At 48.0% G+C, this 26,403-nt stretch carries 23 protein-coding genes; 6 read left to right on the forward strand and 17 right to left on the reverse strand.

Annotated elements, in window-relative coordinates; genetic code table 11:
* Positions 1–239 precede the first annotated feature (239 nt).
* The 8 genes from ADU23_RS00155 to ADU23_RS00190 form a co-directional block, all read right to left on the reverse strand.
* The gene (locus ADU23_RS00155) at positions 240–1,097 is read right to left on the reverse strand and encodes an NAD-dependent epimerase/dehydratase family protein (RefSeq protein ID WP_053371879.1); all 858 of its coding nucleotides are present in this window, start codon (positions 1,095–1,097) and stop codon (positions 240–242) included.
* Positions 1,098–1,112: 15 nt separating this feature from the next.
* Positions 1,113–2,054, reverse strand: a complete 942-nt coding sequence (locus ADU23_RS00160) for an aldo/keto reductase family protein (protein WP_053371880.1) — start codon at positions 2,052–2,054, stop codon at positions 1,113–1,115.
* A 262-nt stretch (positions 2,055–2,316) separates the two neighbouring features.
* The gene (locus ADU23_RS00165; RefSeq protein ID WP_053371881.1) at positions 2,317–3,690 is read right to left on the reverse strand and encodes an MGH1-like glycoside hydrolase domain-containing protein; all 1,374 of its coding nucleotides are present in this window, start codon (positions 3,688–3,690) and stop codon (positions 2,317–2,319) included.
* A 6-nt stretch (positions 3,691–3,696) separates the two neighbouring features.
* Positions 3,697–4,587 carry a carbohydrate ABC transporter permease gene (locus tag ADU23_RS00170; RefSeq protein WP_053371882.1) on the reverse strand — a complete coding sequence of 297 codons (891 nt, stop codon included), beginning with the start codon at positions 4,585–4,587 and terminating at the stop codon, positions 3,697–3,699.
* Between the two features lie 15 nt (positions 4,588–4,602).
* Positions 4,603–5,505, reverse strand: coding sequence for an ABC transporter permease (locus ADU23_RS00175; RefSeq protein WP_053371883.1), 903 nt, complete (start codon positions 5,503–5,505; stop codon positions 4,603–4,605).
* Positions 5,506–5,532: 27 nt separating this feature from the next.
* Positions 5,533–7,215, reverse strand: coding sequence for an extracellular solute-binding protein (locus tag ADU23_RS00180; protein WP_053371884.1), 1,683 nt, complete (start codon positions 7,213–7,215; stop codon positions 5,533–5,535).
* 125 nt (positions 7,216–7,340) lie between these two features.
* Positions 7,341–8,387, reverse strand: coding sequence for a response regulator transcription factor (locus ADU23_RS00185; RefSeq protein ID WP_053371885.1), 1,047 nt, complete (start codon positions 8,385–8,387; stop codon positions 7,341–7,343).
* The gene (locus ADU23_RS00190; protein WP_053371886.1) at positions 8,362–10,209 is read right to left on the reverse strand and encodes a cache domain-containing sensor histidine kinase; all 1,848 of its coding nucleotides are present in this window, start codon (positions 10,207–10,209) and stop codon (positions 8,362–8,364) included. The genes ADU23_RS00185 and ADU23_RS00190 overlap by 26 nt, the downstream gene beginning before the upstream one ends.
* Positions 10,210–10,512: 303 nt before the next feature.
* Between ADU23_RS00190 and ADU23_RS00195 the strand changes: the two genes are divergently transcribed.
* Positions 10,513–11,427, forward strand: a complete 915-nt coding sequence (locus ADU23_RS00195) for an NAD-dependent epimerase/dehydratase family protein (protein ID WP_053371887.1) — start codon at positions 10,513–10,515, stop codon at positions 11,425–11,427.
* A gap of 236 nt (positions 11,428–11,663) precedes the next feature.
* On the opposite strand, the gene ADU23_RS00200 is transcribed toward ADU23_RS00195, so the two are convergent.
* On the reverse strand, positions 11,664–12,302 hold the full coding sequence (locus ADU23_RS00200) for a class I SAM-dependent methyltransferase (RefSeq protein ID WP_053371888.1): 639 nt from the start codon (positions 12,300–12,302) through the stop codon (positions 11,664–11,666).
* 157 nt (positions 12,303–12,459) lie between these two features.
* On the opposite strand from ADU23_RS00200, the gene ADU23_RS00205 reads away from it, so the two are divergent.
* The 4 genes from ADU23_RS00205 (at position 12,460) to ADU23_RS00220 (ending at position 14,433) form a co-directional block, all read left to right on the forward strand.
* On the forward strand, positions 12,460–12,918 hold the full coding sequence (locus tag ADU23_RS00205) for a hypothetical protein (protein WP_053371889.1): 459 nt from the start codon (positions 12,460–12,462) through the stop codon (positions 12,916–12,918).
* A 25-nt stretch (positions 12,919–12,943) separates the two neighbouring features.
* A complete protein-coding gene (locus ADU23_RS00210) occupies positions 12,944–13,393 on the forward strand; it encodes a hypothetical protein (RefSeq protein ID WP_053371890.1) in 450 nt (149 codons plus the stop codon).
* A 35-nt stretch (positions 13,394–13,428) separates the two neighbouring features.
* A complete protein-coding gene (locus tag ADU23_RS00215; protein ID WP_053371891.1) occupies positions 13,429–13,896 on the forward strand; it encodes a hypothetical protein in 468 nt (155 codons plus the stop codon).
* 87 nt (positions 13,897–13,983) lie between these two features.
* The gene (locus ADU23_RS00220; protein ID WP_157265531.1) at positions 13,984–14,433 is read left to right on the forward strand and encodes a hypothetical protein; all 450 of its coding nucleotides are present in this window, start codon (positions 13,984–13,986) and stop codon (positions 14,431–14,433) included.
* A gap of 53 nt (positions 14,434–14,486) precedes the next feature.
* On the opposite strand, the gene ADU23_RS00225 is transcribed toward ADU23_RS00220, so the two are convergent.
* The 5 genes from ADU23_RS00225 to ADU23_RS00245 are packed head-to-tail and all read right to left on the reverse strand — an operon-like array spanning position 14,487 to position 20,608.
* On the reverse strand, positions 14,487–15,722 hold the full coding sequence (locus ADU23_RS00225) for a sialidase family protein (RefSeq protein WP_053371893.1): 1,236 nt from the start codon (positions 15,720–15,722) through the stop codon (positions 14,487–14,489).
* Between the two features lie 25 nt (positions 15,723–15,747).
* Positions 15,748–17,106: a glycosyltransferase family 4 protein gene (locus ADU23_RS00230; protein ID WP_053371894.1), complete on the reverse strand. Its 1,359-nt coding sequence runs from the start codon at positions 17,104–17,106 to the stop codon at positions 15,748–15,750.
* Positions 17,103–18,323, reverse strand: coding sequence for a glycosyltransferase family 4 protein (locus ADU23_RS00235; protein WP_053371895.1), 1,221 nt, complete (start codon positions 18,321–18,323; stop codon positions 17,103–17,105). Before ADU23_RS00235 ends, ADU23_RS00230 begins: the two co-directional genes overlap by 4 nt.
* Before the next feature lie 34 nt (positions 18,324–18,357).
* Positions 18,358–19,320, reverse strand: a complete 963-nt coding sequence (locus ADU23_RS00240; protein WP_053371896.1) for an NAD-dependent epimerase/dehydratase family protein — start codon at positions 19,318–19,320, stop codon at positions 18,358–18,360.
* 13 nt (positions 19,321–19,333) lie between these two features.
* Positions 19,334–20,608 carry a nucleotide sugar dehydrogenase gene (locus ADU23_RS00245; RefSeq protein WP_053371897.1) on the reverse strand — a complete coding sequence of 425 codons (1,275 nt, stop codon included), beginning with the start codon at positions 20,606–20,608 and terminating at the stop codon, positions 19,334–19,336.
* Between the two features lie 289 nt (positions 20,609–20,897).
* On the opposite strand from ADU23_RS00245, the gene ADU23_RS00250 reads away from it, so the two are divergent.
* Positions 20,898–22,295, forward strand: a complete 1,398-nt coding sequence (locus ADU23_RS00250) for a glycosyltransferase family 4 protein (RefSeq protein WP_053371898.1) — start codon at positions 20,898–20,900, stop codon at positions 22,293–22,295.
* Positions 22,296–22,652: 357 nt separating this feature from the next.
* On the opposite strand, the gene ADU23_RS00255 is transcribed toward ADU23_RS00250, so the two are convergent.
* The 3 genes from ADU23_RS00255 to ADU23_RS00265 are packed head-to-tail and all read right to left on the reverse strand — an operon-like array spanning position 22,653 to position 26,385.
* Positions 22,653–23,819, reverse strand: a complete 1,167-nt coding sequence (locus ADU23_RS00255; RefSeq protein WP_053371899.1) for a Ger(x)C family spore germination protein — start codon at positions 23,817–23,819, stop codon at positions 22,653–22,655.
* 5 nt (positions 23,820–23,824) lie between these two features.
* On the reverse strand, positions 23,825–25,306 hold the full coding sequence (locus ADU23_RS00260; protein ID WP_231637279.1) for a spore germination protein: 1,482 nt from the start codon (positions 25,304–25,306) through the stop codon (positions 23,825–23,827).
* Positions 25,303–26,385, reverse strand: coding sequence for a GerAB/ArcD/ProY family transporter (locus ADU23_RS00265; protein WP_053371900.1), 1,083 nt, complete (start codon positions 26,383–26,385; stop codon positions 25,303–25,305). The genes ADU23_RS00260 and ADU23_RS00265 overlap by 4 nt, the downstream gene beginning before the upstream one ends.
* Positions 26,386–26,403 lie beyond the last annotated feature (18 nt).

Consider the following 26,403-nt stretch of genomic DNA (forward strand, 5'->3'; position numbering starts at 1 on the left):
CTGCCATTTCATCAACGTTGTTTTGTTGATCTCATACTTCTTAGTCGCAGCTAAAAAACCAATTTCCCCATTTGACACTTCTTCGAGAATCGTAAGTTTCTCTAGTGCATTATATTTTCCTTTAGCCATGAAAAAGCTCCCCTTACAGTAATCAGGTTTTATTATTTCACCTGTCTACTGTAGGGGGAGCATATCAAAGCTCCGGTTGGCCTCCTTCCTTAAGTAAAACCGCACGAGTGTTACTTGTCCCAATCTTTGACATGATCGCGCCAAGCATGCTTCGGCAGCCAGTTCAGCAGCCGCTTGGCCTTCTCATTGCTGAGCAGCGATTCATGACCCGCAAGCGGCTTGCGGAAGTCGTTGACCTCCGGAAAACGCGCAGCCATCAGCTCACGGCTTGCAACGGCCATGCTGGAATCATCCGCCGCTAAATTGATCGCCACGCTCCCTAGCCCCTCGGCTTCCACTGCCAGCCTGCAAGCCTCCGCTGCATCACGCGTATCGATATAGCTCCATAAAATCCGCTCGCGCTGCTCGGGATCATGTATAAAGGACGGGAACCGCTCGTACGCCTCAGGCGGTATGACATTCCCTAAACGGAAAGACACGACCTGCATGCCCGTTCTCCGGTTCATCATATCGGCCGTTTGCTCATTCACGATCTTGGACAATCCGTAGCTGTCCTGCGGAAGCTGCGGATGCTCCTCATCAACGGGCACATATTGCGGTCCAAAACGTTGAGCTGCAAACACGATTCCGTAAGAGGATTCGCTTGAGGCAATGACCGCCTTGCGGATGCCGAGCCCCGCCGCCGCCTCCAGCACATTGTAGGTAGACATCACATTATTATGGAACGTCACCTCATTCGGATGCGAGTAAGCGACCGGTATCGCAGCCAAATGCACGACGGCATCCGCTCCAGCGAGTACGCCATAAACTTCGCCCAGCTGGTTCAAATCAACGATGACGGTACGGCAAAGCGGCTCCGCTGGATGTTTAACATCCGCATTGACGACCTCATATCCCTGCTCAACAAAATGCTTGACCACCCATTTGCCAAGCATTCCGCTCCCGCCTGTAACGACTACTTTGGGCATTTCAATTCCTCCTTCTTACGATTCCAAAATTTGTTCGATCCGCTCGATGACATCCGCGCTTAGCACGATACCGGATGCCTTCGCATTCTCTTCTACCTGCTCGGGGCGACTCGCGCCAACCAGCGCGCTCGACACATTCGGCTGCCGCAAAATCCAGGAAAGCGCCAATTGTCCGACCGTTAGCTCCAGCTCGGCTGCCACTTTGCCCAGCTCGCGCACTTTATTGATTTTCTCCTCGGTCACATTTTTCCGCATGCCGTCGAGCTTCGCGGCGCGGCTGTCTGCGGGAACCTCGTTCACCGAGCTGTACTTGCCCGTCAGCAGCCCTTGCGCAAGCGGCGAGAACACGACTTGTCCGATGCCGCCGCGCTCTCCGTAAGGAATGACTTCCTTCTCGATATACCGGTTAAACATATTATAAATCGGTTGGTTTACTACGATGCGGTCTAATAAATAACGATCCGCGATTGCATGCGCCTCCACCATCTGGGCGGTTGTCCATTCGCTGACGCCTACGTACAGCACCTTGCCTTGACGCACCAGATCATCGAGCGCCCGCAGCGTTTCTTCCATCGGCGTGCTCGGGTCATGGCGGTGACAGTAGTACAGATCCACATAATCTGAGCCAAGCCGCTTCAGGCTGGCATGGCACTGCTCCATAATATGCTTGCGGGACAAGCCGCGGTCATTGGGACCGTCGCCCATCTGGCCGAACACTTTAGTCGCAAGAACATAGGATTCACGCGGGAAGGCACGGAGCGCCTCACCCATCAGCTTCTCCGCTTCCCCACGCTCGTACACGTTTGCCGTATCATAAAAGTTAATGCCCAGCCCATAAGCCGTTTGTATCGCTTTCACCGCATTTTCGCGTTCTACGTATCCTCCGTATGTCAACCAGCTTCCAAGACTGATTTCGCTAACCTTCAATCCGCTCTTTCCTAAATGACGAAATTGCATCTCTACTCATCTCCTCAAGAATGGTGTACGAACAATGGAATGACTCTCTATCGCTTGCACCTCTATTCTAGAGAAGTTCGTTTCAATATGTAAGTAGTGAAAAAAAGATCACTATATTATATGACCTATATATACTATACATTTGGTAACTACTCTATCCGTCTATTTTAACAAAAAAAAAGCATGCAGCCGCCGTATAATGGCTGCACTGCATGCTTTCACTTCATGTTTTTATTTTATTATTCCGTCTGCTTTATCCTGCTCAAGATACAACCGAGATGACATGCTTCTCGCCCGGAGCGACCGCAATCTCCGCGTATGCATAACGGCGTCCAAGCTTGTCAAATCCGCTCGCCCCGCGGATAACTTCTCCATTGTGATGCAATACAGCCGGGGATTTAGCGTCATTATAAAATTTCGCACGCCATATGAGCGCTTCGCCGGAATGGCTGGTGAATTCCGTAGACGTTCTGCCCTCATGCTTCACGCTAACCGCTCTTCCAAGCACGGAAACCTGAGCGATTTCCGCAAAGGCAAGCTCCTCCGTTAGCCTCGACACCGTAGTTACGGTTGAGATGCCATCCGCCGATATGCCCATAAGCTCCGAGACGACTGCGCCGATGGCGGCAAAAGATACCTCGGGATATTCGCGTCTCTCAAGCGCGGGGTCCATCAGCTCTTTTAGGCTGCGCAAGCCCTCGCCGTCTTCGCCGCATCTATAGTAAGTCTCCGGCAAATAGGACATGCCCTCGACGTTGGTGACGCCTTGCGCATGCATGGAGCGCAGCGCGCCCTCCCGTTTCTCTTTGTCCGCAATCGCTTCGTAATAGAGCGGCAAAAACTGTCCCTCGCCGGACTCTGCCCCGAGGAAGGAGCCGTTTTGTCCCAAGGCGACGAAGAAGCAGCCGCTTGCCTCATCCCACCACTGCCGCTCCAGCAGCTTCCGAAGCTGTAACGCCTTGTCCGAGTATTCTGCGTAGAGCTCGTTGTTTCCCAACGATTTTTCGATTTCGGCATAAGCCTGATAACCTGCGATCATCAGCGCGATCAAATCGGCTCCTATTTTGGGATATTCGCCGGCTTCGTTGTAGCTCGACAGCCCACGTCTTCCGTAAGCGGGATCGTACTCCGGAATGCCGTCTCCGTCCTTATCCCATGTCTTCACGTATTCGGTCACGGATAAGCGGTAAAAGTTTTGCAGAACCGGGTCTTCCAGATAAGAGCGGTCACCCGTCCACAGGTATTGCCGGTAGCATGCTTCAACGACGTCAAAGTTGGCCGGGAGATTGTACCAGAAGTCATCGTCATTCTCGTAGTCTACCGGCGCGGGAACATTGTCCCCTGTCATTTCCCAGTACGTGCAGTAATCTTTTCCCTTGCTAATATTTTCGGCGAACCGCTGCATCATATTGCGGGTATGCGCTTGCAGGCCGAGCACGGAAGCGCCCATGCTCTGATGGGATACATCCCGCATGCAAAAGGCATTTCTTCCCGGCAAAGCCGCCTCGTACCAAAATCCGACCGGGTCGCTTCCGTCATGCGCATAAGCCAGCGCCTGCAATTTCGCCCATTCAAATCCGCGGTTCAGCGCCTCGTCTTCCGAGCGGAATGTTAATGTATTTAAGACTGTGTCCATCACTGTTTATCCTTTCACGGAGCCTATCGTCAGGCCCCCAATGAAATATTTTTGCAAAAACGGGTATACGAGCAGGATTGGCACAGTAACCAAAATCGTCGTCGCTGCGCGCAGCGTCAAAGGAGATAAGCTGTTGAACTTCTGGTAAATCAATTGCTGATCCATAATTTGCTGAGAGGCTTCTACCTCCAGCAGCAGCCTGCGCAAGTACACCTGCAGCGTATCGAAATGCCCGCTGGAATTGTACAGGACAACATCGAACCATGAATTCCAATGCCCTACCGCGGCATAGATGAACACGGCGGCGAACACGGGGAGCGACATCGGAATAACGAGTTTGATATAGATCGTTATTTCGGTCGCCCCGTCCAGTCTTGCGGATTCGAACAGCGCTTCCGGCAGCTCCGAAATGTAAGAGGCCATGAGCAGCATGAAATACGCGCTGATCAGCGTTGGAATCCAGTAGACGTTGAAGGAGTCTGTCAGGCCAAGCCGTACCATCAACAAGTAGACCGGAATAAGCCCTCCGTTAAAATACATCGTGACCAGAAAAAGGATGCGCATAAATTTCCGTCCGGAGAAATGCCGGATACTCACAATATAAGCGAGCAGTCCCGTTACGAATAAACAGGTCGACGTTCCGACAATGACGCGCAGCACCGACCAGCCAAACCCTTCGAGCAGCTTATGGTTTTGCGACAGCAGGACGTAAGCGTCCAGCGAAAACTTTCTTGGGAAAATGTAGATCCCGCCTCGCGCGGCATCCGCCCCGTCATTCAGGGACAGCGCAAGCAAATTCAAGAAGGGATAGGCGACCATGGCGCCAAATAAGAGCAGGACAATAATGTTCATCATATCAAAAACCCGTTGAGATACCGGTACAGATCGCGTATTCATTCTTTATGCTCCTTTCTAGAATATCGAGGTTTGCATCAATCGTTTCGAAAGCCGGTTCGCGAGCACCACCAGCGTAAGGCCGATCAGGCTCTTCATTAACCCGACTGCCGTACCGTAGGAGTAATTGCCGAGCTGCACGCCAAAACGGTAGACATACGTATCGATGACCTCATGATAATCCCGGGTCGTTGGACTTCCCAGAAGCAATTGCTGCTCGAAGCCAGCATTCAGAATGCCGCCGAGAGCGAGTATGAACAGCAATACGATCGTCGCCCGGATCCCTGGCAATGTAATATGCCATACGAGCCCGAACCGTCCCAGCCCATCTACCCTTCCCGCTTCATATTGCTCACGGTCGATACCCGCTATCGCGGATAAATAGATAATGGAGCTAAAACCGATTTCCTTCCAAAGGTTGCCTGAGGTGATAATCGCCCAAAAATATTTTCCTTCCCCGAGAAAGAGGATCGGCTCCTGGATGAGGCCAAACCGCTGCAGCAGATCGTTCACGATGCCGTCGCTTCCGAGCAGCGTGAACAGAATGCTGGCCACAACGACCCAAGAGATGAAATAAGGAATATAGGAAAGCGATTGAATCGTTTTCTTAAACGCGCGGTTTTTGACCTCATTCAATAACAAGGCAAGAATGATCGGCGCCGGAAAGCCTATGCAAAGGTTCAGCATGCTGATCACGATCGTATTGCGCATAATCATCCAGAAATCAGGCTCTTGGAAGAAGCGGATAAAATTGTCGAAGCCGACCCAATTGCCAAACAAGGTTTGGCCGGGAACGTAATTTTGAAATGCTATGATTAAGCCGTACATGGGAAAATAAGCAAAGAGCAGCACCCACAGTATGATCGGCAAGCTAATCAGCCAAATTTGTCTCTCTCTGGAAAAGCGTCTAAGATAGTTCATGATTCGGCTTCCCTCCAGCCCTCCGGTTTATTTCAACAAAGCGATATTCTTTTTATATTGTTCCGTGCGGTATTTCTCGATGTCCGAAAGTCCGATCTTGATCGCTTTTTCCCGAAGCTCGTCGAAGTTTTTGATCGCTTCCGCCTCGGATTTGGACATAACGGCCTTCGCAAAGCCGGTTTTGATCAGCTCTTCAATCTGCTGGTTCTTAATCGTTAGCGGATTGTCGTTCGTAAAGCTCACCCGGCGCTCCGTGCTGTCGTAGATCGTATCGCTTACATTTTCGTGCATGAGCTTTTTCCATTTGTCATCCTGAATGAAGTTCTGGTCATACCAAGCCGTACTCTTCTGATCGTCGCTAAGCAGACCCTGCGGATACGCAAGCCAGAATGAATTGCTGCCGTTCGCGGCTTCCGTCTTCTCGAAATCCAGCTTGCCGTCAAGAAGAGCTTTCTTCGTCGTTTCGTTAAACGACCATTTGCCGCCCTCTTCATAGTTCCAGTAGGAATCCTCGATATTCGGAATGCCCCAGCCGAGCAAACGCGTTCCGATCGGAGTCATCATGAAATCAAGAAATTTAATAATTTCTTCCGGCGATTCCGCTTTGTCCGTCAGTACCGTATAGTTCCAGCCGTGCGTATCCTTTGGCGACAAATAGGCTTTCTCCGCGCCTTCTGCCTTAAAGGCAATCTGCACGTAACGCTTGTCCTCTTTATAATCGGCATCTGTTTTGAGCCATACTTCATGGCCAGCATTCCATGACTGCCACCAAGGACCGATATGTCCGGCAATTCTTTCATTGGAAAATTTGATTCTCCAATCCTCGAATTTGTTGACGAACGCATCCGGGTCCATCAAGCCGTCAAGGAAAATCTTATTGTAATAAAGGACCGCTTGCTTGCCTTCCTCCGTGTTCAGCCAGTGGGTCAAATTGTGGTCTGCATCCTCTGTGTAACCGTCCTTGATTCCCCAAAAGCCAAGCGCGTTGTTGATTTTCACATCGGAGTTCCACGATAACGCGTACGTTTTCTCGCCATTGGCATTGGTCGGATGCTTCTCTACCATCTGCTTAAGCACATTGTAGTAATCCTCAGGCGTCTCGATAGCCGGAGCGCCAAGCTCTTGATACCAGTCCCAGCGGATATGGGCAGTGAAATCAGGAATCGGCAGATAACCCCACCCGCGCGGGATGCCCCACAGCTTGCCGTCTTCATCGAGATAGGATTCGTAACGCGCGCCAAGCTCTTTTTTAATATTCGGTCCGTATTTATCGACGAGTGGCGCCAGATCCATAATTTTGCCTTGAGCCTTCCACTGCGAAATCGCGGAATCATCCATCGCCGCAATTACCTCCGGATAGTCGCCGGATACGAGCATAAGGTTCAGCTTTTCTTTCGGATCAACATCCAAAGAGGTTCTCGTGATGTCGACATTAAACTTGTCCAGCAGGTAATTATGGAACGCGGCCTGCTTTTTATTTATTTTGTCGGGATTGTCCTGATCGGCCTGATAGAAGTGAATTTTCGTCGTTTTAGCCGGAAGAGTCCAGCCGAATTCATTCACCGTTCCTGCCGCAGCCGATTCCCCTGGCGTTCCTTCTCCCGCTTGAGGAGCGTTGCCGCCGTTGTTTGAGGTTTTGCCGCTGCATGCCGATAAGAGCAATACCGTGCTTAATAAAATGGCCATCCATGTAGCCGCTTGCCGTTTCATAGGTGAATCCCCCTTGTGAGATGTTGTCTTGCCCATTCATTGTAGTAAACCGGGAATTCGAATAAAATGGCATTTTCGTTCCGTATATGTCGTTTTCATTATCGATGTTAGCGGTTTCATAACTCTTATGCCTGCTGCATGTTTTTCCGATACTCAGAAGGCGACAGGCCAACCTGCCTTTTGAAGCGCTTCGTAAAATGCGGATAATCCGGATAACCGCAGCGCTGGCCCACCTCATACGTTTTCAAGTCGCTATGCTCCAAAAGCTCCTTGGCATGGTCCATTCGGATTTGCGTGAGGTAAGCAATATAGGACATCCCCGTCTCTTCCATGAGCATATGGTAAAAATGGGTCGAGGAAATGCCAAGCGGGGCGAGCACCTTCTCCAAATTGAGCTCGGAGTCCGCAAAATTGGTTTTAATGTAATCGATAGCCTGCTGAATAACGCCCCGCTTGCCCCAGTTGCGCTTGTCCCTGATTTCATTCAGCAGCTTGTCCAGCCACGCCGCAAAAGATTCGGAGGCTTGCCCGTAGCTTTGCCCCTCGTAAGGAAGCTCCCACGCTTGATGCGGGAATTGCGGCTGCAGCCGGTTGCTTATAAGGGATGCCGCATCACGAAGCAGTGAAATCCGCTCTTCCTGCATAAATTCGGTATCGTCCAGCAGCCCAGAGAGGCTGCGCATCTCCTTGCGCATGCCCGGCTCATTGGCGATCCACAGCTCATGGCCGATTCGCTCCGCCGCCGAGCTGATCGGGGCGATGAGTTGGCTTTTTATAATCGCGGTTTGCCTGGACTTCATGAAATGGTCGAATCTCTTCTCTACCAGCAGGGTAACCTGCTCCTGCTTCATCGGCTTCAAAATATAATCAACAACGCCGTGCCGCAGCGCTTCCTGCGCATATTCAAACTCGCCGTAGCCCGACAAAATGATGATATCCATATCCAACCCGTCTTCGCGCAGCCGCTGAATCAGCTCAATGCCATCCATGACCGGCATGCTGATATCCGTTATTATCAAATGCGGCTGCTCTCGCCGGGCAATCTGCAGCGCTTCCGCTCCATCGGATGCTTCCCCAACGATCCTGTAGCTTGCATTAGCGCCAGTCAAAATTTTATATAGGCTTCTCTTTGTCATCGCTTCATCGTCAACGAGAAGAATTCGGTATGTCATAGCCCTCTCCTTTGCTTCCTTCATGATGGTCTTCAATCTTCAGGGGCAATAGAATATCCATGCAAGTTCCGTCTTCGCCTGAAGCGGCGATGAACAGCCCGTACGGATCTCCGAACAGCAATCGTATTCTAGTATGCACATTTAGAAGTCCGATAGACATTTTATTATTGGGCGAAGGCTTATGCTCCATAAGCTCCTCAATAGGCAGATCAAACAATCGGTTGTAAGAGCTTAATACGTCTTCCGACATGCCTTTCCCGCCGTCTTCCACCGAGATCAGGCAGCCGGCAGCCGTCTCCATTACCGATATGCGGACATAATTCGGCGATATTTTATGCTTTTGGAAGCCATGCTTAAAGCAGTTTTCCACGATGGGCTGAAGCGTCGACCGAACGGATAACACCCGGTTGCCCAGCGCTTTATTGATTTCAATCGAATAGGCCAAAGATTCGTAACGCTCGGCTTGGATAGACAGATACGCTTCAATATGCTGCTTTTCATCCCATAAGGTGACGATATCATTTGGATTCAGCACATTATATCGGAACATATCTCCTAGGGATACGATCATGCGGCTGATTTTGTCATTGCCCTCGACGATGGCGCTGGAGTTAATGAACTCCAACGTATTGTATAAGAAGTGAGGATTGATCTGCGCTTGCATCGCATGCAGCAGCGCTTCCTTCTGCTTCACCTCCAGCTCCTTCTCCCTTAGCTCGGATACGTGGGCGATCTCAAGCAGCCGCTTGATTTCCCCCACCATCTTATTGAAGCCGCGGTAAAGGCTGCCCACCTCGGCGTTCTTGTTCTCCGGCGCACGGACGGTAAGCTCGCCAAGCTCCGCCCGCTTCATCAAGCGCAGCAGCGTGAGCAGCGAATTGCTCAGCGAGTACATGACTGCGCTTGCAACGACCATCACCAGAAAAAACAGCAAGAGCGAAACCAAGGTCGATATTCGGCTAACCTTCAGAAGCGAGGCATTAAGCTCGGCAAGCAAAACCTCCGAGAACAAGGTAAGCCCGGTACTGCTTGAGCGAAAAAACACGACCAGCTTATTTCCCTCGTCGGTTGGCACGGTAAACGTCCCGCGCCGCTGATCGCCCATTTCCTTCATATACTGCTCCGGTATACTCGTTTCTGCTCCATAACCGCTTGGATGATAGGCCGTTTTCTGCTCGGGATCGGCAATCCAAATAAAGCCTGTTTTGCCGATTCTGACGTTTTGGGTAATATTGATCACTTCATCGAGCTTTAAATCGACAATCAGCATGCCCCTGTCTTCATCGCCGTAATTCAAGCTGCTGAATTTGATCGCCATCGTGAGGAAGGTCGGGCCCTCCTCTTCCCGCTCCAGCCCCATAATGACAAATTTGCCGTTGTCTTTGATCCGGTCATCATAGATGCCAAACCTTCGTTCAGCCGACATGAAGCTGGATGAGGATACGGCGATGCCTTTGCCTGTGACCAGCGAAATGCCGTGTATATCCTCTCTATTGGTCATAAGGGGGTTAAGCAGCTTGCGCTCCACTTGCTCGGATAGCCGGAAGCGTTCAAAGGAATCCGTCATCGACCCGTTCAAAAACTCTGAGGTCAGGTCATTCACCAAGAGCGGGTACATCAAACGTTGTATTTCCTTAAAATAAGTGTCCAGATGGTCATTAACCTGATTGACCAGTTGATAGCTCGAGCCTATGGCATTCTCTTTGATCGCTTTGTACGATTTCTGATACCAAAACTGGCCAAGCAGCGGAAGGGGGATGTAGAGCAGCAGCATTAAAAAAATAATTTTCTTTTGAAGCGTAGCATTCACAAAAAATCCCATTTCGTCTGCCCCTTTTTGCAAAAATAACAATGAAGTTATGCTACCCATTATAGTGGATAATTTTGAGGACGAGACAAAATTAAGCGTGCAATATGCGATTTATAACGATTGTGACATATTGCCGATGAATATGACATGAGTCTGCGGGAAGGCGAACGAACTGGGCTTGGGCTCCTATCTTATGATTAGCTGTGAACCTTTTTGAGATGAATAAAATGGCTATAACCTAGGAGATGAATACATATTACCAATTCCTCTGTTATGCATACTATGAATCATATCGTCATAGCGAGGAGTTGAATTATGAAAGCTTTGGTTACGGGAGGCGCAGGTTTTATAGGCTCCCATCTTACGGATATGCTTATCGAAAGCGGTGCTGAAGTACACATTATTGACAATCTTTCAACCGGATCAAAAAATCATGTGAACCCTGCCGCAAAATTGCATGTAGTTGATATAAACCATGATATGGCTAGTAAAATCATTGAAACCGAACGGCCTGACGTTGTGTTTCATATGGCAGCGCAGGTAGATGTTCAACGATCGATAACCGACCCCGCATACGACTCTAAAGTCAATATCGTTGGAACCGTCCAGCTCATTAATGCTTGCAAGAAAGCCGGCGTCGGTAAAATCATATTTTCTTCAACATCAGCCGTATACGGTGTCTCCAAAAACGGACGCAATACGGAAGATACACCTCCTGCGCCAATTTCCTATTATGGGCTATCCAAATCTACTTGTGAAAGCTATTTCCGACTGTTTCATGCAATGGATGGCATAAACTTTACAATATTGCGCTACAGCAACGTGTATGGCCCTCGTCAGACCTCTAAGGGCGAAGGCGGCGTAGTCGCGATATTTATGAATAACCTAAAAAAGGGACACCCGTTATTCGTGCACGGCAGCGGCAATCAGAACCGCGATTTTATTTATGTTCAGGATGTCGTCAGGGCAAATATAGCAGCCATAAATCAAGGAGATAGGGAAACGATTAATATAAGCACAGGGCAGCGCACTTCTATTAATAACCTTGTTCATTTATTAAATATGATTCATGAGCCAAGCTTTGAAGTCGTGCATGGCCCAGAGCGGCCCGGCGATATAATGGACAGCTGCCTTGATAATGCGAAAGCTGAGCATATACTTGGATGGCGGCCGAAAGGCAGTCTGTTCGAAGGGTTAAAACAAACCTACCAGTATAACATTGATGTATAGGCTCTAATAAAGGAACCTATGTCACAATATGCTGCTCACAGCTCTATCAAGCAGACTATAAAATAGTCCCATTAAGGCGATCGCTTCTCGGTATTCAACCGGGAGGAGGTCGCCTAATTTGCTGCATCCCTATCCTTGCACACAAAAAACCTCCGGTTAAACGCGTGAAGTCCATTCTATTATGAACTCTTTTTTTTCACGTTCAACCAAGAGGAAAGTTCCACTTGTTATTCTATTTATTTAACCGCAACAAGCACAGTTGTAAATCCGTCGTCGCGGTCCGTAATAAGCTCATACGTCTCATTATCCTGCGTACATATTTGCTGAATGCGAAAACCGCAATCCGTTAACAAGCTGCACAGCTCGTTAGGCCGGTAATGGCGGAAATGGTGAGGGTTCACTCCGCCAAGAAAGTAAGGGTTCTTCAAATGCGGAATAACTTTTTCATTCGGCGCCGAGATGAGAAGAATGCCGTTATCGTTAAGCGAATCATAAAGCTTCTGGACAAATGACCGGTCATCCGCCATATGCTCCACGGTTTCGAAGCAAGTGACGACATCATACCGCTGGATAGGAAGCTCATCCCGAAACGATCCTGCCAAATCGCATTTCACATAAACGGTATTATCGCAATAGAAATGGTCCATCGCCCAATTTAATGCATGGTCTGACCGATCTACTCCGACTGCTAATGCGCAAGCTGAGTTTTTGGCGATGTAATGCGTGCCATACCCCGAGCCGCAGGCTGCATCCAGTACAATATCCCCTTGGCGAATGAAGCTCAATACAAAATGATAGCGATAATGATGATCCATCATGACATCGTAAAAAGACGTAGCGTACATCCGTTCCATCCTCGTAAGCTCATCATCCATAATCCTTCCCCCATTACCTAAAAGAATCGAATCGGTCAAACGTATCATTTCTATGAAAATTAAACCTTTAGCCTGATTCATTTATACGTGTCATAACTCTAAAACTATGAATCTACTATACAGAAGTATTCAATTGGACAAGAAAGGAGATACGTGAATGAATCAATTGATTGATTTTGCTTCACAGGAAGTTCTTATCGGCCAAATGTCGCTTCCTCTTAACTTGGCATCCGGCTCTGAAGTGCTGCTTACCTCCATCTTTCTCAATATCGCAAACCCGAATGTTAAGGTCGAACTGTTTTCCTCGGTTGGTTGGGAGGCCCAGCTCTCGCTGCTCCCGCTTGTGCCAGAAGTTATTTTCCGCATTAGACGCGGCGGGTTCACCCCTGCGAGCACGCTCATTTTTCAAACAACGGACTCGATTTTTCTCGGTGCAGGCAACCTGATTCCAGTACTAACATCAGATCTAACGATGTCCTTCTCTCGTGCCGCATCTCCTGATACGCCTGCAATCGCAGGGACCTATCAACAATATTTTCTAACTGCCGAGCTCTCAGGGACAGGCGGGGCGACCATATCAGGTCCGGTTACGCTAATTGGTCAAATTATCGGTTGATTCATATTAAAAAGGAGCTGAGACCATGCCCGTATTGGTAGATTTCGCATCGCAGGAAGTTCAACAAAATACGCAGTCATTGCCGTTATTGCTGGCTGCCGGTACCGAAACGTTATTGACTTCCATATTTTTAAACGTGACCAGCACAAGCAACAAATTGGTTCTGCAAGCTACAGTGGGTTGGCAGACTGAGCTGCTATTGTTGCCCATCGTTCCCAAGCTCACATTCCGGATCCGTCGCGGTGGTTCCACACCCGCATTTCCGGAGGTCTATCAAACAACCGATTCGGAATTTCTCGGAACGGGATCGCTGTTATCGAACATCATAACGACAACGCTTAACCACGTGGAATCGCCAGACCCAAGCACCGTTGGTACATTCCAGCAATATTTTTTAACCGTGCAATCAAATGGACTTGGCTCGATCACGGTTGTTGGTCCCGTTACTCTTATCGGCTCCACGATTGGCTTCTAAAAATCCGCCTTTATTTCAGGCAATATTGCGAGGAGATGATTGATATAACTGTCACCATAATTGATTATCAGTACCAAGAAGTACCTGCAGGATCAGGGTCTCTGCCTTTTATCATTGCTCCGGGATCTGAGGTGCTGCTGACCTCCATCTTTCTTCAAGTCACCAGTGCCAGCAATCGGATCGAGTTGAAAGCTACTATCGGCTGGGAAGCGCAATTGCTAATCGTGAATATCGTTCCAAAACTTCTATTTCGCTTGCGGCGCGGCGGTACTGGAGCCCCTGCGCCAATCGTATTTCAAACGACAGATTCTGCTTTCTTGGGTACCGCCAGCGAGGGGCCATGGGTAGCGCTGGATTTCACAACCTCGTTCCAGCATACCGAAACGGCTACTCCGGCTATGGTCGGCACTTTCCAGCAATATGCCCTCACAGTAGAGCATATTGGACAAAATGTCGCCACCATTACTGGCCCCGTGCATATGGATGGGATTGTCTATCTGTAAGCAATAGGCAAATGCCACTATCGTACCTGCATCAAGCCGCATCTCCTATATAGAGAAAAAATGCTTGAAAAAGGAGATGCGAATCTATTGGAAATCATCGACTATGCCTTTCAAGAAGTACCGGTCGGATCGGGGTTGCTTCCGATTGCTCTTACGCAAGGCCAAGAAATATTATTAACATCTATTTTCCTGCAGGCTACGGCAAACAATAACAAAATCGAATTGCGGGGAACGGTCGGTTGGGAGGCTCAGCTGCTCATTGTCGCTGAATTGCCGAAGCTTGTATTTCGACTTCGCCTCTCCAGCACAGGCGGGCCAATCATTTATCAAACGACAGACTCCGCTTTTGTAGGATTGCCGCCGGAGCAAGGTCCGCTGATTCCGCTTGATTACACAAGCACCTTTGTGCATACAGAATCGGCGGACCCTTCGATAATAGGGACATTCCAACAATACTTCTTGACCGTTCAACACACAGGGTTTGGAAACGCCACAATCACCGGTCCGATTAATTTGACAGGGATGGTTGTAGGGTAACATCGGGTGATCGGATTTCCATGAACATGGACGTTCGGTCACCCGTTTTCATTTTAGAGATCTTCAAAGATGTTTTGCGATCCTGTTCGGGTGTCCATCCACACAATAATCGGTACGCCAGCGGCATTGACGACCAAGTCGTTATAATCACCAATTGACGGCGTTGGGGTGCCTAGCGATGGGTCGGCGTTCGGATCAAAAGAAACGCTTGTCACACGACGGTTAGGCAAAAATGAAGAGCCCGCGTCGTTCGACTCAGCTAAAAACACATCCAATAACGAGCTGCTGACGCGATTCGTGTAGTACATCACCTTCACCCCTCCATTATCACGCGATACCGTTAAATTCGGAAGAAAGTTTTGGGTGCCGGCAGGGCTATCGTCTACTTGGATTGGCGTTGACCATGAAACGCCTTTATTGGTGGAGCGTGACATGAAAATGTGCGCAGAACCCGTTCGATTATCTTGCCAGACCGCATACACGATGCCTTCACCGTTGAACGGCGAGATATCCACCGCCAAATAGGCAATCGTCAAGACGCGAAACCCAAAGTTCGGCACAGGAAGCGGGGTCACTACCAATGAAACATTCGATATGGAGACAATCGGTCCATAAGTCACACCTCCATCGTCCGATCTGCGTATGAGAAATTGCGGCGTCCCTGGCCCGTATTGCATCCACCCGGCATAAACCTCGCCTGCCGGCCCAATAGCGACACTCGCTCCAAAATTAGAAACGCTTTGAACTTGATTTGTCAATAGTACGGGAGCAGACCATGTCACCCCCTGATCCAGTGATCGCTGAATCATCGTTTCAGAACTTGTAAAACCGTTAAAATAACGCGTAAAAGCGATATACGCCTGACCAAGATAAGGACTGCCGTTGGCCGTATCGATCCGTATCGAAGGCTTGTCGTTATACACAGCGGTTCCGTACCCTTGATTGACAATGATTGGACTTGAAAAAGAGGCGCCGTTGTCCGTCGACCGGTACACGATTATGGATGAATCTCGTACCGGGTTTACATTCAGCGCAGTTGCCGAAACAAGAAACACGTTAGGATAGCCATAATCAGCCACACCGTCACCGGAAGCTGCGAACCCGACTGGAGGAGACAGCAGCATCTGCGTGTACGACGCTCCGCCATTGATTGATCGATAAACCGTCGTCATATTGTTCCCCGAGCGCAGATCATTTGTTGTCACGATGACCGTTGATTGATCCAGTGAATTAAGAGCGATGGATGGTTCCTGCTGGGGGCCTGACGGGGTTACTTGAATATTTGCCATTGAGATCTCCCTTTATCGATTATTGTTATTTAGCATTAAACAAAACCGAACCCATAATATGATCATCTACGATAGAAAAGGAGCTTGGAATGTGCATATTGTACCTGTCACGTAGTTGGGCGGATATCCACGAACCATGTCTTGCTGGGTGTTTTGGCGGATGAACGACTTTTCGTACAAGCTGCTTATTCACAAGATTTTCATAGAGAGGCACTGTTAACTTTTCCATCACTGTTAATGACCAGCGTTTTATTCCCCACTTATAACCGTTGGCAGCCAACCGTTTACGGAGTGCAGGGTCTTCAAGCAAAGTTCCCAAGCAGTGCGCTAATTCGTCACTGTTCCCCGCTCTAGCTATTAACCCGGTTTGATTGTGCTCCACCATCTCCGGAATGCCACCCGCATCGGAAACAACGATTGGCTTTTGTGAAATTTGCGATTCCATGACCGTAAACGGATGGTTGTCATTCAAGCTTGCGAGTACGACGATATCAGATTGCTTTAGTAATGCCGGAACATCGTTCCTGCTGCCCGTGAAAATAACGTGATGGGCCAGGCCCAATCGGTTAGCCTTCAACTCCAGCTCTTCCCGGAGATTCCCGTCGCCAACGAACAGGCAAATCCAATCCGTTCTCCTTTGTTTCAATTTATAAAGGGCATCCAGCAAGCAGCTGTGTCCTTTCACTTTATCAAACCTAGCAGGGCATACGATGACATTCGCAGCATCCGGCAACTTCAAGTCGGAGGGCTCATTCATGCGTTGCAAATAATGTTTAACGTTCATCCCATAGGGGATAACCTTCATGTGATTGGGTGGCACCAAATAGCCGGCGAGCGTGTCATGCAGCCATTTTGTCGGTACGATGGAATAATCGCTCGAAGTTGCCCCATAATACTCCCGGGCACAAGCATACTTCCAAATCGATTCGGGCGGCGCCTTCCCTTCGAGTGAAGTCCAGTAATCGGTGGCTAGGCAACCATGGATGGTGTTGATTAAAGGTATCCCTTCCGGCTTAATCTGCCATATTGCCCGGGAGGAGATGACATCCTGCGTATGAATGAGATCATATTTTTCGAGTCCGAAATAGGCTGCGGCAATGGCGTAGGTGCAAAACTCGATTTCCTGATCAACGATCCATGGACTGATTAGAGAGTGATGAGGCGCATACGTGGCTCGTATCTCTCCTCCAACGAGCGGCATGAATTGCTCCTTCCTTACCCGCTGGCCGGTATTGACCAAATAATAGCTTTGCTCATCCGGATGAGTAGCGAGCACATCCACCTCATGGCCCAGTCGTTCCAAACTTGCTTTTAAATCTTGAATATAGACCCATACACCGCCAACATGAGGCAGTATCCAGTAAGTGGCAATGAGTATTTTCATCGCCCACCGCCGCCTTTAGCTCGGATCGCTTCATCGTACAGGCGTACGATGCGATCGATCATTTTATCCAAAGACCAGTTCCTAAGCCCATCATACCGGGCTTTATTGGCCATTTTTTTTCTTAGCGCATCGTCATTGAATAATCCAATTATTTGGTCAACTAACAGGTCTGCTCTGCCCGAAGGAACCAATAAACCATTCTCTCCATTAATGATCATCTCCGGAATTCCCCCTACCTCCGAAGCAATTATTGGTTTCCCCGTTATTTGCGCCTCCATAATCGCAAAAGGCAAATTATCATGAATGCTTGGATGCACGACGATATCCGCTTCCTTCAGAAGGGAAGCCATATCGCTGCGATGCCCGAGAAACCTGACATGCTGCTGCAGATTATACTGTTTCGTGATTTGTTCAAGCCGCTCGTGCGAAGGCCCATCCCCGATCAACCAACAAATCCAATCCGATCGCTGCTTTAGTAGCAGAGCAAGAGCTTCCAATAAAACCTCATGCCCTTTCACCGGATCCAGGCGCGCCGGGCAAACCAAAAGCTTCACTCCCTCCTGTCTTGAAGGCGAGTTTATGCTTGCCGATTTGCGGATAAAAGATAACGTATCGATCCCATATGGAATGACGTCCATTTGAATATCCTTCATTAGCCCGGTTGACTCATATTGTTGCCTGAGCCATTGCGAGGGAAAAATGATCGAGTCCCCAACCATGCTTCCATAATAATCAAGCCCATTCGCCCATTGCCATGACCGCGTATGGTCGAAAATCGCGCCTTGAAGCTTCCATTCGGCTGCAAGCTTCCCGTGCAGCGTTACAATAAGCGGCGCAGTTCTCGATTTCACTTCCGATGCACCGATCGCGGAGATGACATCTTGCGCATGAATGAGGTCGTATTTCTTTAATGAAAACTCGGACAATGCTTGGCGGAATGCGATACGCTCCCCTTCCATAGCTGCCAGCCATGAATCGTAATTTAATGATTTTTCATTGAACCGAGTCCCGATTTGCTGCATGATCGGAACCGATATCGCTTGCTTATCAATCGATTTGCCTTTATCTACAATGTGATAGTTCATTCCGGTTTCGTTATGGGAGAGGATATCGACCTCATATCCTCTTGCTTCGAGACCTTGGCGGAGCGCTAAAACGTAAGTGGATACACCGCCTGTGTAAGGAATGCTCCAATAGGAAACAAGTGCAATTTTCATCTGTCACTTCCTTTTCCAACACGATTGATAGCTGTCACATCCGATTTCGATACCAATCGATCGTTTTATTAAGACCCGCTTCCAGCATGACCTTAGGTCTATAGCCGAGCAATGTTTCCGACCTTGTCAAATCCGGCTCGCGAGCCGGTATATCCTCATAGCCTGGCCCATAAGCTTCAAAATACGATTTGCTTACAATAGGAGATTTTGAGCTGCTAAGCTTAACAATCAGTTGTGCCAGCTCCCCTATCGTTATGGAGCGATCCGTACCGATATTGAATGCAAGCCCGTTCGCTTCCGGTTTAAGTGCGGCCAAACTACCCGCAACTGTATCGTCCACATAGGTGAAGCAACGCTTCTGCATCCCGTCTCCATAAACCTCGAGCTGCTCGCCCTTTAAGGCTGCCTTAATGAATTGCGCGACGACACCGCCGTATTGTGAGTTTGTTTGCCTTGGTCCGTATGCGTTGAAATACCGGAGCACTGTGACCGGAAGTCCCTTCTTGGCATAAGCGAAGCACATATGCTCATCAAGCGACTTTGCCGTCGCATAGCACCAACGATGGACAGAGGGCGCCCCGTAGATGCTTCCGGACAGCTCGTGAAAGGGCAGCTCTTCATTTTTCCCGTATATTTCCGATGTTGATGTAAATATGACCTTTACATGGCGCGGATAGGCTAATTCAAGCACATTACGCGTCCCGTCAATGTTGCCTTCAATAACCTTAATCGGATCGTCGACCGTATTTTTAACGCCCAGTACGGCTGCAAGGTGGAAGACGACATCGACTTTGCCGATCAGTTTCTTCAGCGTGCCGCGATCCATGACCGAGCCTTCGATGAGAGTATGGCGCTTATTGGGTTGGAGATGGGATAAAAACTCCGGTCGTCCGTTCGAGAAATCATCTAGCGTCCAAACGGTGTGGCCTTCCGCAAGCAGCCGTTCCACTAAATGAGAGCCGATAAATCCGGCGCCGCCCGTTACTAATATTTTCAATGACATGACCCCCTTAGAGTAAGATGACGTTTTTGCGATTTGCCATTTTGGCGGTGGCGTTCCGTGTGTCGATAACGACAGGCGTGTGCATCACTAGAAGCTCGTAAGGAATATTCGAATGATCCGTTAAAATCAACGTGCAATCGTATTTCTTCACATTCCGTGCCGTAAGCGGCATTGCATGCAGCATCGTTTCCCCAATCTTCAGCTCATTCACATAAGGGTCAAAATAACCAACATGAACGCCGGATTCCAGCAATTGCTCTATAATGGGCAGTGCGATAGATTCTCGGATATCATTAACGTCCTTCTTATACGTAACCCCGATAACAAGCACACTGCTTTCTTTAAGCTCTTTTGGCCGCAAGCTCTTTGCAACCCGTTCCACAATATATCCTGGCATATCCTCGTTTACCTGATGGGAAAGCTCGATGAAGGGCAAATCCAAATTAAGCTTCCTCGATTTCCACAACAAATACAGAGGGTCCACCGGAATGCAATGCCCGCCAATGCCCGGACCTGGGTAATATTTCGTAAACCCATACGGCTTTGTATCTGCCGCCTCGATCACTTCCCATAGGCTTACATTTAGCTCTTCACAAATCTTAAGCAGGCTGTTCATAAATGAGATATTCAAGAAACGTTGGCAGTTTTCGAGGAGTTTTGTCATTTCGGCAACGCGCGGCGATGATACGACGACCGTTTGCTCGAACGCCGATCCATATACTTGTTTGGCATAAGCTGTGCATGATGGCGTTACGCCCCCAACAACTTTGGGTATTTTACCGAGTTCCCATGTTGAACCGGGGTCAATTCGCTCAGGTGAATATGCGAGTGAAATGTCCCTGCCTATAAGGAGGCCGGTTGATTCCAGAATCGGTTTAAGCAGCTCTTCGCACGTCCCTGGGAACGTGGAGCTTTCCAAAACGACAAGTTGGCCTCTTCTCAAGTACGGGATTGAGCTTTCTGCCGCACTTACCACATATCTCAAATCAGGTTGATCAAGCTCATCGAGCGGCGTAGGAACGCAAATAATAATGACATCTACTTTCTCTATGACATCGAATGTGCAGCCAATGTGAAAACTATTGTTGCTAAAAAGCTTTCGAATATCGTTTTTGCTAAAATCAGACAAATAGGATTGGCGTTTCTGCAGCATATTAATCTTTCGTTCCTCTACATCAATGCCATACACCGTACTTCCTTTTTCCAGAAACAACTGCGCCAGCGACAATCCGACGTACCCTAGTCCGATAATGCCTATTTTATATTTAAGCGAGTGCTCCAAAGCTCTTTCAACTCCTTTAATTAATCTTCTAGCATCATACGAAAATTAATCAAAGTCGCATTAGTTATACGTCTAAATTTCAATAAAATAGTAGAGTATCACGGTGTTGAAGGAAATTTATGCCTATTATTTATTTCCACGGAGAAATAAGGGATTTGATAGACAAAAAGCACATCTGATGCGACTGCTAGTTGAAATGATGCAAGGGAAAATAGGTTCATGTACGTTAACAATGCTGTATAGCACTCATATGATATGGGGATGACAGACTTGACCGGGAGGGGAACAAATGCGAATATTAATCGCCTGCAGCTGGTCGCTGCCTCATGCAGGTGGCGTAAACACGTATGTCAATCAGTTGGCAAAAGGATTGCAGCTCGCAGGGCATCACGTTGATATTTTCTCCTCGACGCCAGATGGACTTGGATTTTATATCCCAAGCAGAGACTTGTTTATAGATAAAAGCAAACTAAGGGCATTTATTGCCAATCAGACAAACCGCTATATGAATCACCATTTGCCCGGCATCGATCCATGGATCAAGCAGTCTGAAATCGAACGGTACTGTATCGAGGCAGCTGCCATGTATTTTGGCTTGAGCGAATATGACATTATACACGCGCAGGACATCGTGAGCGCCCATGCATTGTCACGTGTAAAGCCTGCCCATACGCCTTTGGTAACGACCATTCACGGCTGTCTCGCTAAGGAATGGTTCGTAAAAATAAAGCAAATGGGATTAACGGACCAAGATACAAACTCCCCTCTTTGGCACTATTCCACCATTCGAGAAAATTTGGGCGCAATTGTCAGCGATGTTACGATCTCTCCCTCACAGTGGTTAAAAAACGTATTGGTAAACGAATTTTCGGTTCCTGAACACCATATTGTAGTAAGCCATTACGGCTTTGACATTGACGAATTCCAACAGCACATGATGCGCGATTCGGTATCGGCGATTGCGAAGCCGGATGCGAAAAAAGTGTTTATGTGCCCTGCACGCTTTGATGTAGTAAAAGGACATATCCATCTCATTCATGCACTAGCCAAACTGAAAGAAGAGCGATCGGATTGGGTTTGCTGGTTGGTTGGAGAAGGCTATCTCCGTCAAGATTTAATGCAAACGGCTAATCAATTAGGTCTCGCTGATCACGTCATCTTTACCGGCAACCGCGATGATGTTCCGGCATTGATACGTCAGGCTGACTTCATCGTCCTTCCAAGCATGCAGGATAATCAGCCGTTTGCCATTATCGAAGCACAAATAGCAGGCAAGCTGGTTATCACTTCCGATGCCGGCGGCATACCGGAAATGGTAACCCCTTCAGTGACTGGGCTCGTCTTTCATGCCGGAGACATCGATCAGCTGCATTTCTGCTTGCGGTCCGCCATGGAGGCGGATTCAACGGCATTAAGCGGAATGGCAATTCATGCAAAGCAATGGGGTGAGAACCATTGGGCGCTGCCTGCAATGGCTTCTCGTACGCTTGAGCTGTATGAGCTTGCACGAAGCAAACATCTGGGAGCTGTGGACGAAGCGGTTTTACCGCCTAAACCGCAAATTCGAATCACGACACAGAAGGGAAGAAGAAAATGGGGCACCCTCCGAAGAAAAAGACATCACGCAAAAATAACTCAAAAAAGGCAGCGGATCAAAAAAAGAAGGCACGCAAAGCAACGATCGTAAAGCCTGTACGTAAACGAATACGTCGTCGAAAGCTGCGGCGCGTACGCCGTATATTAAGAAAAAAACAACGCCTATCCAGAAATCCATTGCTTCTCTCTAGTGATAACTTGCCCAAAACGCTCGCTGCCTTCTTCGCATCATCACGGGATGCCCAGCAGAAAAAAATCTGGAATCGGATACTTTCATCACTCCCTCATGCATATACAATTCCGGATATGAGCATTATTCAGCCGCTGCTGGATGCCCGCAAGTTTGCAAGTTGACATACATGAAGCTGTGACCATACAAATTGTAAAAACCCAACCTCATAAAGAGGTCGGGTTTTTACTTCTTGGAGTCTTTCCAAAAGATAGACGTTTACTGGTTTCGATGGATAGTCGAATTTTTTTCCGAGCTCGAGTGCTCAATATTTAAGTGAATACGGATATCTTGAATCAGATTCTTTTTCAGCAGTATCATATCATCTGGAGAGATAGGCTTCCACTTCTCATAGTGATGGCGGTAAAGCTCATGTTCTATATTGTAAATATCGGTCTTTTTCTCTATCCCTGTTTTTAATGTGCTCCGGATTTCTTGTTCGATAACCTCTGTTGTCTTTTCCGTTAATTGCTGCAGCCCCAGGAAGCTATCCTTCGTGCGGTTTACGATATAGGCCGTCGCCTTCAAATCAATGTTGTAGCCGATATCATCGCTGGTCTTATCTAGTGACAGCTTAGATTTAGGATTATCCACAACGATTTGGACGGCAGGCTTTTTCTTATTTGGAACGGGAATGCCGGCACGAACCGTCCCCTGTTGAACCCAGCGGAGTCCGTTTAAATCTTTTATTGGAATGTAGCTTTTAAACACGTCATTTTTAAGAAATATCGCCCCATTCATCATTAGCTTAGGCTCGGGCTTATCTTTTTCGCTCCACTGTTTTTTATTTAAAGTAAGCGTCGGTATGGCAGTAGTAAAACCGGGCTCGTTAATTTGCCCGATTAACCGGTGAAGCTTGATCGGTTTAATGATAGAAGACTGCGAGTAAGTCCCTTTTGGTTCATGCAAAATGGTGCTAAGCGGAGATTGTCCAAAAAATCCTCCTGCTGAGAGGATATCCTTGATGGATTCCCTCGTGCCAAACACCCAGGGCGTTAGACGAAATTCATAATACCGGATAAAACTATCGTAAACTTCTTTTATCCCTTGTTTGAATACCGATTCACTAATGACGATCGCCGTCAAATGCCCCCAATAAATTCTTTCTTGCGCCGTCTGATAGAGATTGAAAAACGACTCTTCAAAGGTATCTCCAACTCCCTCGCCTACCCAAACTCTCGAAGGAGACTTCTGACCGTCGCTCGATTTCGCAACCGATTGAAAATCTATGAATTGGATGTAGCCATGATATTTTCCATCCTTAAAATCTACGCCTAATGCGGAAGCATAACTCAGCTTTTCGATATCCTTAACGTCTGTAGAACAACCTGGTGTGAATAACAATCCAACCGTCATTATGAGGATGCACAGCAGGTTACGCTTCACCCCTCTCACCTCTTTCGCTTATTGATCATGGCTGACGAGAAACGTGATCTTCGGAATGGATCAACAACGAAGGCTCCCAGCCAATCCTTGAAGCGCAAGGAAGAGATCGGTTCCAGATAAGAGAGCCCGAAGGATTCAAGGCGGCAGAGATAAATTAAAATCAAAAACATGCTCAGAAAAAAGCCATAGATCCCCAGGAACGAGGATATGAGCAAAATAAAAATTCGGATCAGGCTTACCGTGCCGGACAAAGACTGATTCACCAAACAAAACGTGGATACGGTCGAAAGAGCTACAATGACGAGCAAAGTCGGCGATGCTAGCCCTGCGCGGATAAGGGAGTCTCCAATGATCAAGCCTCCAACGATTCCAATCGTTTGGCCGACGGCTTTCGGCAGCCGAATGCCGGCTTCCCGCAGCAATTCAAATTGAAACAGCAAAAGAAATGCCTCTAGAAAAGAAGGCAGCGGAACCCCTTCTCGTGAAATGACCACTGTAGACAGCAGGAAAAAGGGGATCTGGTCTAAATTCACCGATGCAAGGGCAATCCAAAAGCCCGGCAAAAAAATGCCGATTAACAAACCGAGGATCCTTAGAATCCGTTGAAAGATGACAAAGTGAAACGGAAAATGGACGTCTTCTGGCGTTTTTAGCAATTCAAGGAAGTTAGATGGCCCGATAAGCACCATCGGCGATCCGTCTACGACGATCGTGAATCTTCCCCGCAGCAGCGTTTCAATGACAAAGTCTGGCCGACCGATGTAATCAATCAAGGGAAACAACGAAAAGGTTCGATCCGACAACCATTGCTCGAGCTGCCCGCTGCTCACGATGCTTTCCGCTTGAAAGGTTTCCAAACGTCTGCGCACGTTGGAAATCATCTTCGGGTCCGCTTTATGGCTCAGATAAAGCAAGCATATTTGCGTCTTGCTTAAGCTGCCGATTAAGAACTGCTCGCTGAACAATAATCCGGTTTGCATCCGTTTCCGAATCAGCGAAATATTTGTAAATAGGTCTTCTGTGAATGCATCCTTTGGCCCCTTGATCGAAATTTCCGTATTGGACTCCTGTAAGGAACGCTGGGGCACTTTGGAAATATCGACTGTCCAAAAGTAACTGTCGCTTTCCCGGTATATGATCAATTTGCCGGTAAACAAACTAGTGATCATTTCCCCGAATGACCGATTGATCTCTAAAATAGGCATTTCGTCCGTATATTCCGATACTGTTTCATCCGGATCGACATGCAAACGGTTAATATAATGACATGCCCTAGTAAAGTATGCATTCAGCTCCGTCTTCTCGATCATGCCCTCACAATAAAAGGCCGTTAATTGGTCTGAGAACTCCAATTGCGGAAGAAGCGGAAACTGGACATCCGAATAATGCGAGAATGCTTCTTTCAGTTCGCCTGCTAACAAACTGCCGCTGCGCAGCCGGGTGTCATGCTCTGCGAATAACATTGACTCTTCTTGCGACTTATTCATTTTCGTGCTCCTTTCCGCTGCGGTATAAAGGTTATCGTAAATAGAAGCGCGGTTAACGTAACGCCGAACCAGAGGGAACCGTCATAAAAGTATTGATGAATAATTTGCTGCATCTGAATGTCGCTGACATTTAGAAGGGAGGGCAGCGAAATGATGGTTGCGCAAATGAGCATAACCATTTGGCGTTTTTTGGGGGATTTCGCTCCGGTTAGTTCACATAAGAGATAGATAATTAGAGCTGTTCTCACAATGCTGCCTGCCATTAATTGAAAGGCGGCTAAAAAATCAACATGCGAGATATTGCTGCCGATCATAACGAGCCTCCATTGTTCGAAAGCCGGGAATCGTAAATTTTCAGCTTGAAAAGGGCCAAACGAAGCTATGGAACCGATTGTAGGCCCCATAATTAGACCTACCAGCATGAACAAAAGCAGAAAAATGGTTCCGTAGTTCATGGGCTTGCTCATTTTATGCTGGATCAAAAGCAAAATAAGCAAATCCATGCTGCCGCCAAATACGACTATTCCTCCGGATAGCTGCGTATCGAGCCCTTCCTTAAGGAAGGGCTGAAGCATGCCATAGTCTTTGCTATCCATAGTCATGATGGATACCCCGAAGCCTAGCAGCATCACGACAGGCAATAACATGGCAGACATATAGACAAGCGTCTTCATTCCCGCTTTTGAGGCGCAGTAACACAAAAAGATAAAGCTTAGCGTAACGACGATATCGCTTGTATTGGGAAGAAAGTAAATTTTGACGGTCTTTGCCGTATCAAACACGATCATGTTTCCTGCCGCCAATAAATATAGAACGAGCCCCCCGCTCACCAGCCACAAGCCGAGCTTGCCCGTCCGTAATTCAAGCCAATCGGAAAAGGATAATGAACGCATCGATTTTAAAACCAGATATAAAATCAGGCTCCATCCAATCAATGCCAAATAAGCGATGGCAATACTGAACCATGCATCGCGTTCCGCCGCTTGGAGAAGATGAGGGATAATCAGTACGTGGTTAGAGATCCCAAGTGATAATAGCAATAAAAATACGATCTGAAGTCTAGAAAAGGATCCCTCCATCGCCGCTCCCCTCCTCAA

Source organism: Paenibacillus sp. FJAT-27812, assembly GCF_001273905.1.
Classification (GTDB): Bacteria; Bacillota; Bacilli; order Paenibacillales; family Paenibacillaceae; genus Pristimantibacillus.